This is a genomic window from Pedobacter folensis (assembly GCF_056490665.1).
This window is the reverse complement of record NZ_JBWJIF010000001.1, coordinates 1,626,461-1,640,922: the sequence shown is the minus strand read 5'-3', so window position 1 is coordinate 1,640,922 and position 14,462 is coordinate 1,626,461. Positions and strand designations below refer to the sequence as shown.

The window sequence follows — 14,462 nt, the reverse complement described above, 5'->3', positions numbered from 1 at the left end:
CCTAAATGTTACTTTTGAAAAATGCTTATAAAGGAACCCCATTTAAATAAGTAGATCATAACCAAACAAAGCGTGCCACTAACATGGACAAAAAGAATATTCTGGGTGAGGACATTTCTCTGCATAGTTTGTGGTGGGAGGCCATGTGTTTGGGTGAAAAAGATGCTTTCCTTAATTTGTATAAAAGTCTTTACCGGAGTTTAGCTGGATTCGGTTTACGCGTTTGTAACGATGCTGAAGTAGTTACTGATACTTTAAACCAGGTTTTTCTCGAACTGTGGGAGAAACATGATGCACTTCCCAGGGTGGAACAAGTGGAATCTTATCTGCGTACCATTCTGAAAAGGAAGATTTTAAAGAAAATCGCTCACGAACAGCGGTTAAATAAGGCCATTTCAATTATTGTTAGAGAGGACGAAGATCTTTTAGAGATGCCTTACGAAGAGCTGATTGTAAAAATACAATCTGATGAGCTGGTTAAAGCCAGTTTACTTGCGGCTTTAGAAAAACTAACCCCTCAACAACGAAAATTGATTCAGTTGCGCTTTTACGATGGTTTAAGTTATGAAGATGTGGCTAAAAGAAGCCAATTAACCGTTAGAACGGCTTATAACACCATTTATACCGCCCTCAAATTCCTCCGTACCCACCTTAAATTTTAGCTGTTTGTAATTGTATTTTAAAGCTGTTTTAAAATAAATTAAAAAAAAGCGAAAAAAACTTGGTAAAAGTTTAACATTCTGCGCACTGGTATTAAAAGCGCTGTAATGATCGACGAATATAAATACCCAGAAGATTTTTTAATGGATGATACCTTTAAGCAATATTGCGAGGGTAGCAGCAAAAAATGTGTTCTTTTTTGGGAAGATTGGATTGCCAAAAATCCTGAAAAGCATAAAACAGTTGATGCTGCCAAAAAATTATATGGGGTATTAAGCGGTAATTTAAAACCTGTTGATCAACAGGTAGATTACCTGACCAGCATAATATCGCCCGTAGTAAAAATCAGGAGATTCAAGGCAATACATTACGGCATTGCTGCTTCCATTTTTGTTGTTTTATTTTTAGGGCTCATCTATTTTAATTATTCCAGGCGAGCTGAAGTATCACTATACGCTGAAAACTTTATAGCGAAAAAAGGGGAGAAGAAAAAAATCGTATTACCCGATGGTACCTCAGTATATCTTAATGGTGATAGCAAAATCGAGCTGGGAGACAATTTTAATCAAAAAGATCGAAACGTTAGATTAACCGGAGAAGCTTATTTTGATGTAAAACACAATGCACAGAAACCTTTCTACGTGCGTACCAAGGATTTTAAGATCACGGTATTGGGTACTGCTTTTAATGTTAAAAGTTATAACAACGAAAACGAATCGGCGGCAACCTTAGTTCGGGGCTCTATTAAATTAGAAGATAATAATGGATTGAATAAAAACACTATTATTCTTAAAGCCGGGCAAAAAATCACCTATCATTTTATAAAAGATCGATTGAATCTGAAACCATCACTTGGGAACGCAGACGATAAGTTGCCTAAAATTGAAGTTAATAATCTTACGATGGTGAACAAAGAGGTCGTGGAATCGGCCTGGACACATAATAATATCGTTTTTTTAAACAACAATTTCGAAGAGATCAAAGAGCGGCTTGAGCGTTGGTTTAATGTCACTATAGAGTTTGAGGATAAAGAAGTAGCTGCCTACGTTTATACGGCACATTTCAAAAATGAAGATATTTTAACGGTATTGCAGAAAATGCAAGAAGTAAAACATTTTAAATTCAAAAAGAAAGGAGAGCTGATTACGATAACCAAATAAACAAACTAACCAAAATAAACCTGTATCAAAAGAAAAGAAGGGGATTGCTGCAACAATTCCCCTTCAATAATTTTTTGATCATCTTTTTAATCTGAGGCTTCATTACACAAAATGCGCAGCCTCAAATAAACCAACCAAAAAACAAAAATATGATTAAAATTTACATTAGTCAAGCCTCGCCATGGCTCAGGCTGCTATCCAAATTCATTATTCAAATGAAGATTGCCATTTTTATTATCTTTATTACCTGTTTAAATGTTTCTGCCAAGGTTTTTTCGCAAGAAAAGCTTTCTCTTGACCTCAAAAATGTCAAGCTCGAAAAGGCCCTGCAGATCATCGAGAAACAAAGCGGATACCGTTTCGTATACAGTCCAACCGAAGGGCCATTCAATAAAGTAATTACCTTGAAAATTTCTCAGGCACCGATCGATGTTGTGCTGCGTACATTGCTGGATGGTACAACTTTGAGCTTTTATCAGCAGGAAAATAATCTGGTGACTATTTTATCTAATAAAAATACAGATAAAGATATTGTTATTCAGGGGCTAGTAAAAGATGCAACTGGTTCGAACATCCCGGGTGTGAGCGTAGCGGTAAAAGGAATTAAAGGCATTGGTACTTCTACCGATTCGAATGGTAAATTTACGTTAAAGGTACCTGACAATTCGATCCTGGTTTTTTCTATCATCGGCTATGAAACGGTAGAGATGCCTGCCAGCTCGTCAATGACAATCGTTTTAAAAGAATCGAACAACAGTCTTGATGAAGTTGTAGTGCAGGCATATGGTACAACCACAAAACGGAAAACTACCAGTGCAATTAGCACATTAGATATGACCAATGTGGCACCTTTACCCGTGCAATCTATTAACGATGCGGTTGCAGGTAGAGTGCCAGGGGTAATTGTTACAGCAAGTAGCGGAGCACCAGGTACCAAAAGTGGTATTTTGATTCGTGGTCAAAGTCCAATTTTCGTAATCGACAATATTGTACGTTCAGCGAATGACTTCTCAAATCTTAACCCCAATGATATTGAAAGCTATTCCATTTTAAAGGACGCCGGTGCCACCGCTGTATACGGTAATCAAGGTGCAAATGGAGTAGTACTTGTTACCACCAAAAGGGGTAAAGAAGGATTAACCAATATTAATTATGCCTATAATCAAATATTTTCGCAGCCTACTTTGTTCCCAGACAGGATTAACTCTTACGAACAAGCACTGGCAAAAAACAAACTATATGCATTCGAGGGAAGAAGTCCATTTAGATCAGCAGCTGATTTAGAGAAATTACGTACAGGCGCTGATCCTTTCAATTTTCCAAATACGGATTGGCAAGAATTAACCATGAAAAATTTTGCGCCAGAAATGAGGCATGATTTATCGGTAACTTCTGGTACTAAAAAATTAACTTATTATGCAGGCCTTTCTTATTATGATCAGGGAAGTATTTTAAGAACTGACAACAATTATAATAAACGAACTACCTATCGTTTAAATACGACTAGCGAATTTGAAAAAATAAATTTGAAGGTAACCGCAGGATTGGATGGTTTTATAGAAAGCAATATTCAGCCGGGTGCTGGGTATGGAGCAATTTATAGCCATATTCAAAATAGACTTACTGATCAGTTGGCAGTTAATGAGTTTGGTTTACCAACCACCCAGCCAGATAATCCGGTAAGAGAGTTACATCCAGAATCTGGTTATAATAAATCTTTTGCCAAGATTTTAAATGCCAATCTGGGGCTGGAATATGCTGCACATTTTTTAGATGGTCTGAGATTTAAATTTAATGGTGCTTACACCACCTACAATAACGTAGGTAAAAATTGGAATTATCTTGCTCCTGCATATAATTTAAACAGCACGGTTCCCATATTTGGTAATCCACCAAGTTTAAGTGTATCGCAAGGACAAGGAAGCACAATGACCTTACAAGGATATGTGCTTTACAATAAAACTTTTGGAGATCACAGTATTGACTTTACCGGAGTGGCAGAACGCCAGCAAGATGAGGCATCATCTATAAATGGAAGCAGGGTAAATTACCAGATTATCTTTGACCAATTGGTGGCTGGACCATCTTTAAACCAAACTTTGGGAGGTGGCGAAAGCGAAGCGGCAAGAGCTGCATTATTGGGGAGGTTAACCTATGCTTACAAATCAAGGTATACCATTGAAGGATCCATTAGGAGAGATGGCGATTATCTTTTTGTACCAGGTAAACAATGGGGTACTTTCTATGCCCTATCCGGAAATTACATTATTTCTGACGAGCCATTTATGAAGTCGTTGAAAGATAAACACATTATAGATTTTTTGAAACTTAGGGGATCTTATGGTGTATTGGGTGATAAAACAGGTGTTAATGCATTTGGCTATGTGCCTTCTTATAGTATTAATGCCCAGGCTTATGTAATTAATGGAAATGTGGTTCAGGGTACATCAGAGCCTGGAACTTTACCAAGTAGTACTTATTCATGGCAAACTATTGGCAATAGAGATTTGGCATTGGAAATCGGCACGCTAAATAATAGGTTAAATGCCACTTTCGATTATTTTTATACCCGCCGAACAGGTTTCGTAACCAGCGATCCACGTTTTGCTCAAACATTGGGTATTGGCTTGCCGCAAATTAACTTTATAGATGGTGCTACACGTACCGAAGGTTTTGATTTTAACGTCAATTGGGCTAGCAATCTTGGCGATTTAACCTATAAAATTGGTGTAAATTTTACCCGATTTAATTCTTTAACAGAACGCTCAGCCGCTGATGATGACGCTACTTTGAAAAATCCATATACCAGGACAACCAATACTGTTGGAAGCTTTTTACAAACTGGTTATTTGAATGCTGGATTTTATACAGATAACAGCCAGTTGTTAACTGGAGCTCGACGCATCACTTCAATTAATGTAGGTGCCGGCGATTTAAGATACCAGGATTTAAATGGAGATGGACAACTTAACGCCGATGATTTTAGAAGAATAGGGAGTAATACCACCCCACGAACCAATTATGGTATTACAGTCGATTTAGGCTATAAAGGTTTCTCATTTAGTGCCGTAGTGCAGGGATCTGGTAAACGTGATAGGTATATTGGTAATATTATACAAGGTGCTGATCCACAGGGTTTATTCACTTATGATTTTCAATCTGATTATTGGCGGCCAGACAATACCGACGCCCTCTTCCCAAGAGCAGTTAGCGAAACTGCCGTTAATGGAGGTAACAATTTTACAGGAAGCGACTTCTGGTTGATCCAGTCTAGGTATGTACGGTTAAAATATGTGCAGTTAGGTTATGATTTTAAAAAAGGCGCATTTAAAAAACTACCTTTTGAAAGCCTGAGGTTATTTGCATCTGGCACTAATTTGTTAACATCAGCCAAAAGTCAGAAATATTTTATAGATCCAGAATCAGATACCAACAATTACGGTTATCCTATTCAACGCACTTTCGCATTGGGTTTAAATGTAGGTTTCTAAATAAATTATTAAAAATCATGAAAAAAATTATAATAACAATTGGGGTTTTTACTAGTTTGTTAGTACTAAACTCATGTAAAAAGGTATTAGACGCAGATCCGCTCAGCTTAATAAGTCCAGAGGTGGTTTGGAGCACTAAAGCGAATGCCGAAACTTTTGTTTTTGGTACCTATGGTATCATGAATTCATATAGCAGTGGAATTAAGGGTGCCGAAGATGCTTATACAGCTAACATTATAGGTGCCTATGGCAATGCAAGTAATGCCCTCACCGTTTTTACAGAAGGCTTAACGAATAGAAGTGATTATGGTTTTAATAACTGGGCATCCGTACGTCGCTGTAATGTGATCATCAAAAATGTAAGTGAATCAGCTGGAATTTCTGGTCCGGATAAAAAGGAACTCATTGCTGAAGCAAAATTTTTAAGGGCGATGACTTATTTCAACATTGCCAGAAAAACTGGTCGCATTGTTTGGATAGACAAGGTTTTAACCGAAAATGATGAACTTAAATTACCTAGCACTGCAAATCCTACAGAAAGTTACAATTACATCATTAAAGATTTAGAAGATGCCGTTGCTGATTTGCCAACCACAAAGGTGGCTGGTAGGACGAATAAATATGTTGCAGCAGCCTACTTAACCGAGGTTTGTTTACAAGCTTTAGCATATAAAAATTATCCGGCAGCACCGAATGTAGCGGCTAATGATCCATTACTGGATAAAATTATTGCCAATGCACAAATTGTAATTGGCGGAGGATATGTACTGGATAATGATTATGAAGGCATGTTCAATGAGACCAAAAGTACCTCCAATGAGATCATCTTTGCGATTTATAGAAAAGCCATCAATACTTTCTTATCTGATACACCTATGCAACATCAGTTGCCTAACATCAAACCAGAAACTATTGTACAATTTGGGGGCTCGCCTTTGTTTAACAAACCTGTTCCTTTTGAGGTTTGGCCTGAGAATTTTCCAACACAAAACTTTACTGATGATTACCTAACCGTTGATAAGGCCGATCCAAGCAAAGTGGTGCCATGGAACCAAACCTCACAGTATCTTAACGCCATTGATGAGAGTGTAAATGTCATTGCGCCCTTTGCAAAAACGGGTTTTCCTGATGATAAAACGGCCAAGTTGAATAATGATGTGGTTATAAAAATGGGCCGTATTAAACCAGGTAGTACCGAAACGATGCTAACCTTAACCAACGAAAACAGAGATGCGAGATGGAAGGCTTCTATCATTAGCGACAATACTACTTTTTATGGTGAATTGTTTACTACAAGTTTAAAAGGTAATTCGGGCAGGTTTTTGGGGACTATTAATGGTGGTGGCTATGATTGTACTTTAAGTAACATGTACTGGCGGAAAGGCTTGTATACCAATGTGGCACCAAGTTTTTTAAATAGTGTTAGAACAGATTACCATTGGATTTGTATGAGATTAGGTAGGGTATACTTAAACCTGGCAGAAGCGTATTTGCTTAAAGGAGATATAGCCAACGCGGTTTTAAATCTGAATAAAACCAGAACCTTACATGGTAAACTTCCGGCTGCTATAACAGGAACAGCTGCCACTGCCTGGAAAGATTATAAAATAGAAAGAAGGGTAGAGCTTGCTGAAGAAAATGATCGGTATTATAGCTTATTGCGTTGGGGCAGGTTTGGTGGCAATGCAAATGAAGGTAATGCACCAGGTGGTACTATAAGTGAGTTAACCGAGCCAATCCGCGTAATGGACTTATCAAAAGACGGTAAATCTTTCTCAATTGTAACCGGACCTTTTAACAGTCAGTACAATAACAGAAAATTTGACGCTTCAAGAAGATACCTTTTTCCAATAGCACAGGGCTATATCGATAATAACGCCAAATTTGGCCCACAAAACCCAGGATGGTAACCTTAACAGTATAAATCATGACACAAAAAATAAAATACATATCATTCCTGATGATGATCTTATCATTGGGTTTATTTTCCTCTTGTTTAAAAAAGGGGCTAACTGACTATGCACTATTTGATACAAACGAAATTACCCTTGTAAACGTAGAACACCGATTTACAGGTACAACAACGCTGTATGATCAACCATTGGTTGCCTATCAAAAATTGAATGTAGTTCAAACAATCGATAAGCCAAATGCGACAATTAATGTTACCGTTAGTGTACCTGCGGCTAGTGGTCAGTTTACTGCTGCAGAAAAAGCCAAAGTGGTACAAAGTAAACTATGGTTTTATATGAACATCTCTACAGCAGCCACTATTTCGCCAACAGGTGGTACGCCTGCACTTGGCGATCCTACGGATGCGACCAAACCACTTAAATATGTGGTAACGGCTGCAAACGGACAAAGTAGGGTGTGGACCATAAATGTAACATCATTTACGAATAATTAATAGGTTAGTTGGTTTAGTTTAGAGCCGTTAAATTTTAACGGCTCTTTTTTTCACAATATTATCAATCAACAAAATGATCAGAATAAAAATGCTGTTACTAGGACTATTCGTCCATTTTGTATCAATTTTACAAGCACAGGTTTATAAAATTGATATCAGTAACAAAAACCATACAGTCACTAACGATATCCCGATGTCTGGCATCAATCCGGCGGGTATCAAACTTGGTGTAAATAACCAATACTTTACTAAAAATGATCAACCCTGGTTTCCTTTAATGGGTGAAATGCACTATAACCGTGTAAGGCCAGAAAACTGGGAAACCGAAATTTTGAAGATGAAAAGCGGAGGTTTGTCCATCATAGCCACCTATGTTTTTTGGAACGAACATGAAACCACCAAAGGGGTATGGGACTGGAAAGGTAACCGTGATCTCAGACGGTTTATATCGCTTTGCCAAAAAAATGGTATGTATGTCTGGCTGCGGATTGGCCCCTGGAGCCACGGTGAGCAGCTGCATGGAGGTCACCCAGATTGGATTGCAAAAATGAAAGGGAACAGAAGTAACAACCCCGAATATCTAAAAGAATCAGAAGGTTTGTTTAAGCAAATTGGCCAGCAAACCAAGGGAATGTATTTTGCCGATGGTGGACCGGTTATTGGCGTGCAGTTAGAAAACGAATACGCAAGTGGCCAGGCAGAACACATTACTACACTGAAAGAAATCGCCCGGAAAGCACAGATTAATCCAGTTTATTGGACGGTAACCGCTAATACCGTATTTGACGATGCCAAAATGGAAGTGATTCCTTTACAAGGTGCATATGCTTACCGGGGTTGGGAAAAAGGCGGTGGCGGTGCGACAAAAGATTTTTTATATGGCAACGATCAATGGATCATGAACGATGCTTTAGGTAAGGTTTTTTATGATGTCAATAAATTTCCAAGGGGAATGTGCGAGCAAGGTGCCGGTAGTCAGATGACTTATCGTAACCGTTTTGTGGTGGCACCCGAAGTATTGGCTGGACATTTACAAAACCAGATTGGCCGTGGGATGAATCTGATTGGCTATTACATGTTTCATGGTGGTACCCAAACGCCAGGCTTAAAAGAACCAGGCCATCCCGAAAGTTATGATTTTCAGTCGCCAATAGATGAATTTGGCCTGCTTAGACCTTCGTACAGGGACCTTAAAATTATTCACACATTTGTGAACGATTTCGGTGCGGATTTAGCGCCTATGCGGGTTTACGAACCAGAAAATCCGGTAAGGGACGAAAAAAACACGAAAGACTTAAGATATATAGCCAGGGCCAGGGGCAATAGCGGTTTCCTGTTTTTAGGTAATACACAGGTGCGCATTACCATGCCCGATAAACACGTTACGATGCAGGTAAACCTGCCAAACGAAACGATTAATTACCCCAATTTATTACTCAAAGGACAAACGACGGCAATTTTACCTTTTAACTTAAAAGCAGGCTCAGCTTTAATTAAATATGCAACCGCACAACCTTTTGCCAAGTTAGTTAATGGTAAAAATATTACGCTGGTTTTTCAGCAATTAAAAGGTGTAAACCCACAATTCGCTTTAGACAGCCGCACGCTTAAAAATAAAGATATTGTAGGTTGGAAAGCGGTACAAACTGGTGATCAACTGCAACTGCAGGCTCTTGATAAAACGGACTGCAGCTTTACAGACACAGACGGAAATTCAATCAAAATTATTTTTATTAGTCCTGAGCAAGCTCAAAATGCATGGAGGTTAAAACTGAAAGGACAAGATGCCTTATTGATTAGCCAGGCAGATGTTCTGATTCAAAATGATGAAATTACGCTGCAGCAACTTAACAAAGCGACATTTAATTTAATGGTTTATCCAAAGGGATTAAATGCTTTTACAGCTGCTAAACCTAAAACGACGAAATCGCTCTTCGATCAGTATGAGTGGCAAACACCAAACTATATGGCTAAAATCACGGTAAATTATCCAAGCCGTAAAACTGCAGAGATTAGTTTCCCGGCCACATTTCCTACAAACGTAAATGATGTAGTTTTAAATGTAGATTACTGGGGTGATGCCTGCGATCTGATTCAGCAACAGACCATAAAAACAGATAACCTGTATAACGGCGAAACCTGGCAAATTGGCTTGCAGCGATTTTTAGGTAAAGGCAAAATTAACTTAGATTTAAAGGACTGGAATAACCAAACCACAGGTGTTCAGGCTGAGTTAATACAGGAGATTAAAAACAAAGGAACAGGATTTAAATCAATAAAAGCGATAACGCAATATCAAACTACAATCCATTTAAATTAAATTTATAGCCCTTACCGTTTTCTAAAGCTGTAAGGGCTGAATTATTTATAGCAAACACACAAATGAAAAAATATTTTATCGCCTTGTTATTATGTATTGCTCATCAGCTCCATGCCCAAACCATTGATGTTACCCAGTTTGGGGCCAAACCCAATAGTTTTGCTGATGCTACTGCAAGTGTAAAAAAAGCTATTGAAGCAACTAAAGGGCAAGCGAAATCTGTAATTAATTTCCCAAAAGGCAGGTATGATTTTTGGCCAGACAGTGCTACCGAAACACATTATTACATCTCCAACACCTCCTCAGAAGTAGAATTCCCGATAAAAAAACAAAGCGTCGGCTTATACCTACAAGACTTAAAAAATGTGACTTTAGAAGGCAATGGCTCCGTTTTTATCTTTCATGGAAAAATGATTACCTGGGTGATTGATGGGAGTGAAAACATCAGGTTTCAAAACCTATCCATTAATTATGAGCGGCCGGGGATGTCGGAAATGACCTTGCAGGAAATTACACCAACATCGGTTATCGCAAACATCCATCCCGATAGCAAATTTGCCATTGTTAATGGTCGGTTGGAATGGTACGGCGAAAAATGGATAGCTAAAAACCACCATGCGGTACTCGTTAGACCAAATGCAGGCACCTTATTCTATAGCAATTGGGAAGTTTTTTCTAAAAGTAAAGCCGAAAACATAGGGCCACTTCAGGTAAAATTTACCGGTGATTTTTCGAAATTTAAAGCGCAGGCTGGTGATGTGCTAACGGTTAGAGACCGTTATCGCGATTATGTAGGCGCATTTAATAACCGCTCTAAAAATATCAGTCTGCACAACATCAACATGTATTCAATGCATGGTTTGGGTATTGTATCTCAGTTCTCCGAAAACCTGAGTTACGACAGTGTTTTTGTAGCGCCTGAAGCCGGAAGCGGCCGTGTAATTGCCTCATCGGCTGATGGCATGCATTTTTCGGGTTGCAAAGGACAAATTATCATCAATAATTGCCGGTTTAATGGTTTGCATGATGATCCCGTTAACGTACACGGTACACATTTAAAAGTAAGCGAAATTGTATCGCCCAACAGTTTAAAGTTAAAGTTTATGCATCACCAGAGTTATGGATTTAATGCTTTTATACCAGGTGATACGGTAGCTTATTTGCATAGTGCTGCACTTCAGATTTACGCCCAGGGTGTAATCAAAACCGCAAAACTAATTTCGGAAAGAGAAATGCTGGTGGAAATGGAAAAACCTTTTTCCAGTGATTTGAAAGTAGATGATGCCCTGGAAAACATCACCTGGACACCATCTGTAAAAATTACAAATTCAAGGTTCGAAGGAACGATCTCCAGAGGAACGCTGATTACCACACGACGTAAGGTATTGATCGAAAATAACGTCTATTACCGTACGGGCATTCACGCCATCCTGATTGAAAATGATGCCATGGGCTGGTACGAATCGGGTCCGGTAACCGACGTAACCATCCGCAATAACCAGTTTATAGAATGCGGTTTTAACAGTGCACCTGATAGTTATGCCATTAAGATTAACCCCGAAAACCGTGAGTTGGTTAAAAATTATTATGTACACCGGAACATCAGGGTCGAAAACAATACCTTTAAACTGTTCGATTATCCTTTATTATCGGCAAAAAGCACCAACGGGCTAACTTTTATCAATAACAAGATCGAAAAGTCAGATTTTATGCCATCAGGTAAAAACCGTCCGGCATTTAATTTTTTGGCCTGTACAGGCGTGCTAATTAAAGGCAATCAGTTTGGCGGCATCGAAAAGCCCGAGATACGATTGAAGGAAATGCTTAAAAAAGATATTAAATCAGATATTAAATTCGAAAGTCCGGTTACGGTTAAGAATTAAGTTAATTACAGATGATTATTTAGTTTATGTATTTGCAAAAAATAGTTTATTGTTTGAACTATTTTTTTGTTTTATTTACGCCATATGTTATATCCTAATCCAATTAAGATGAGATTTTTTTTGACAACATTTTTTTGTTGTATTGCTACCTTTGTTTTAGCTCAGGAAAATAATGCCCTAAAATTGTGGTATACCAAACCGGCAACGCAATTTGAAGAAGCCCTGCCTTTGGGCAACGGGCGTTTGGGCGCTATGGTATATGGTGGTATCGCTAAAGAACAGATATCATTAAACGAAGCCACTTTATGGTCGGGTGGACCGATTGATGCCGCAAAAATAAATCCCAATGCCAAAAATTATTTGGGACCTATCAGAACAGCACTTTTTTCGGAAGATTATAAAGCGGCCGATTCACTTGCTCATTTTATGCAGGGGCCTTACTCAGAAGCTTTTATGCCCCTTGGTAATCTGTTTTTTAAATTCGATCACGCAGGCGATGCCACTAACTATAAACGGGAGCTGGATATTCAAAATGCGGTATCAAAAGTAAGTTACCAGATTAACCATACCACTTATACCCGCGAAACCTTTGCCTCTCATCCCAATCAGCTGATTATATTTAAATTAACTGCAACTGGGAAAGATAAACTTAGCTTTTCGTGTAATTTCAATAGTAAACTGCTGGCCAGGAGTTTGGTTAAATCGGGTATGTTGATGATGAAAGGTTGGGCACCTGTGCATACCGAACCGAATTACAGAGGAAATATTGCCAATGCAATTGTAAACGATACCACAAATGCGATGCGCTTTGTATCGATGTTAAAGGTTTTAAAAACAGATGGGAAACAAAATTTAACGGATACAACTTTAAGTGTTAATGGCGCTACCGAAGTAATATTGGCGCTTTCTATGGCGACCAGTTATAATGGTATTGATAAAAACCCAGGCTTAGCAGGCAAAGCTGAAAATACTATTGCTGCGGCTTATCTCAATAGCGTGTTAAACAAAAGTTATCCAAGTTTAAAAACGGCGCATCTTAACGATTTCAGGAAATATTTTGACCGTGTTGCCATACAATTGGGCGATACTGAAAATGAAAAATTATCCACAATAGACAGGCTCAATCGATTTGCCACAGGTAAAACCGATAACAGTTTAATTGCCCTTTTTTATCAATACAGCAGGTATTTATTAATCAGTTCTTCCCGTTCAGGTGGCCTTCCTGCTAATTTACAGGGCATCTGGAACGAATCTGTGCGTCCACCTTGGAGCAGTAATTACACCACGAACATTAATGCACAAATGAACTATTGGGGAGCAGAGGCTGCAAATCTTTCGGAAATGCACCAACCCCTGTTAGACTTTATAGACAGATTGGCTAAACCCGGAGCCATAACAGCAAAAAACTTTTATGGTGCTGGCGGCTGGGTATGCCACCACAACAGTAATATGTGGGCAATGACTAACCCTGTGGGCGATAGCGGAGAAGGCGACCCCTGCTGGGCCAACTGGCCAATGGGAGGCACCTGGTTAAGTACCCACTTATGGGAACATTATGCCTTCACCAAAGATGAGGCCTTTCTTAAAAAGCAGGCATATCCCTTAATCAAAGGATCAGTACAGTTTTGTTTAGATTTTTTAACGGCTGATCCTAAAGGCTACCTGGTAACGGCACCATCAACTTCACCTGAGAATGTTTACATCACCGATAAAGGTTACGTTGGTCAAACTTTGTATGGTAGTACTGCAGATATGGCGATGATCAGGGAGTTATTTGCCGATTATTTAAAAACTGCAGCAATATTAAAGCTTGATGTAGCGATGCAAGCCAAAGTAAAGGCGGCAATGGCTAAACTTTATCCATATCAGATTGGCAAAGCCGGAAATTTACAGGAATGGTACCACGACTGGAAAGACAGAGAACCACATCACCGCCATTTATCGCATTTATTTTCGGCATATCCCGGTTATAGTATCACCAGTTCAGAAACACCAAAGCTAGCCGATGCGGTACGTAAATCGCTTGAACTGCGTACAAACGAAGGTACAGGCTGGGCAATTACCTGGCGGATAAATTTATGGGCCAGAATGCAAAATGGAGAACGTGCTTACGATGCGGTGAAAAAATTAATGCGTTTTGTAGGTAAAGATGCTACAGTGAAATACGGTGGCGGCGGTATTTATGCCAATTTATTTGGCGCACATCCGCCATTTCAGATTGACGGAAACTTTGGGGGTGGCGCCGGTATTTCAGAAATGTTATTGCAAAGCCACCAGGGCTATGTCGAATTGTTACCCGCACTTCCTGTAGAGTGGAAAACAGGATCGGTTAAAGGTTTCGTAACTAGGGGCAATTTTGTAGTAGATATGAATTGGAACGATGGAAAATTAACTGGTGCAAAAATTTTCGCTCCTAAAGGTGGTGTTTGTAAGGTTAAATACCATAACCAATTTAAAGAAATTAAAACCCTGGCAGGTAAAAGTTACGAAGTGAAATTTTAAAAAGAATTTAGATCATCAAAAGGTTATTTTTATTTGGAA

8 protein-coding genes are annotated in these 14,462 nt (G+C 38.9%); all 8 read left to right on the top strand.

What is annotated here, in order from left to right; genetic code table 11:
• Positions 1-83: 83 nt before the first annotated feature.
• The 8 genes from AC04QZ_RS06430 (at position 84) to AC04QZ_RS06395 (ending at position 14,423) form a co-directional block, all read left to right on the top strand.
• Positions 84-662 (top strand): RNA polymerase sigma factor, encoded by a 579-nt coding sequence (locus AC04QZ_RS06430; protein ID WP_478357064.1) that lies wholly within the window; start codon positions 84-86, stop codon positions 660-662.
• Positions 663-767: 105 nt separating this feature from the next.
• Entirely contained in the window at positions 768-1,820 is a 1,053-nt protein-coding gene (locus tag AC04QZ_RS06425) for a FecR family protein (protein ID WP_478357063.1), read from the top strand.
• A gap of 215 nt (positions 1,821-2,035) precedes the next feature.
• Positions 2,036-5,311, top strand: coding sequence for a SusC/RagA family TonB-linked outer membrane protein (locus tag AC04QZ_RS06420; protein WP_478357062.1), 3,276 nt, complete (start codon positions 2,036-2,038; stop codon positions 5,309-5,311).
• A gap of 17 nt (positions 5,312-5,328) precedes the next feature.
• Positions 5,329-7,221 (top strand): RagB/SusD family nutrient uptake outer membrane protein, encoded by a 1,893-nt coding sequence (locus AC04QZ_RS06415; RefSeq protein ID WP_478357061.1) that lies wholly within the window; start codon positions 5,329-5,331, stop codon positions 7,219-7,221.
• Positions 7,222-7,238: 17 nt separating this feature from the next.
• Positions 7,239-7,718: a DUF5018-related domain-containing protein gene (locus tag AC04QZ_RS06410; RefSeq protein ID WP_478357060.1), complete on the top strand. Its 480-nt coding sequence runs from the start codon at positions 7,239-7,241 to the stop codon at positions 7,716-7,718.
• A gap of 73 nt (positions 7,719-7,791) precedes the next feature.
• Positions 7,792-10,038 (top strand): beta-galactosidase, encoded by a 2,247-nt coding sequence (locus AC04QZ_RS06405; protein WP_478357059.1) that lies wholly within the window; start codon positions 7,792-7,794, stop codon positions 10,036-10,038.
• 62 nt (positions 10,039-10,100) lie between these two features.
• Complete coding sequence (locus tag AC04QZ_RS06400) at positions 10,101-11,921, top strand: right-handed parallel beta-helix repeat-containing protein (protein ID WP_478357058.1); 1,821 nt, start codon at positions 10,101-10,103, stop codon at positions 11,919-11,921.
• Positions 11,922-12,029: 108 nt separating this feature from the next.
• Positions 12,030-14,423 (top strand): glycoside hydrolase family 95 protein, encoded by a 2,394-nt coding sequence (locus AC04QZ_RS06395; RefSeq protein ID WP_478357057.1) that lies wholly within the window; start codon positions 12,030-12,032, stop codon positions 14,421-14,423.
• Positions 14,424-14,462 lie beyond the last annotated feature (39 nt).

Coding starts and splice junctions, on each gene's coding strand:
- AC04QZ_RS06430 (WP_478357064.1), top strand. CDS start 84: ATGGACAAAAAGAATATTCTGGGTGAGGACATTTCTCTGCATAGTTTG.
- AC04QZ_RS06425 (WP_478357063.1), top strand. CDS start 768: ATGATCGACGAATATAAATACCCAGAAGATTTTTTAATGGATGATACC.
- AC04QZ_RS06420 (WP_478357062.1), top strand. CDS start 2,036: ATGAAGATTGCCATTTTTATTATCTTTATTACCTGTTTAAATGTTTCT.
- AC04QZ_RS06415 (WP_478357061.1), top strand. CDS start 5,329: ATGAAAAAAATTATAATAACAATTGGGGTTTTTACTAGTTTGTTAGTA.
- AC04QZ_RS06410 (WP_478357060.1), top strand. CDS start 7,239: ATGACACAAAAAATAAAATACATATCATTCCTGATGATGATCTTATCA.
- AC04QZ_RS06405 (WP_478357059.1), top strand. CDS start 7,792: ATGATCAGAATAAAAATGCTGTTACTAGGACTATTCGTCCATTTTGTA.
- AC04QZ_RS06400 (WP_478357058.1), top strand. CDS start 10,101: ATGAAAAAATATTTTATCGCCTTGTTATTATGTATTGCTCATCAGCTC.
- AC04QZ_RS06395 (WP_478357057.1), top strand. CDS start 12,030: ATGAGATTTTTTTTGACAACATTTTTTTGTTGTATTGCTACCTTTGTT.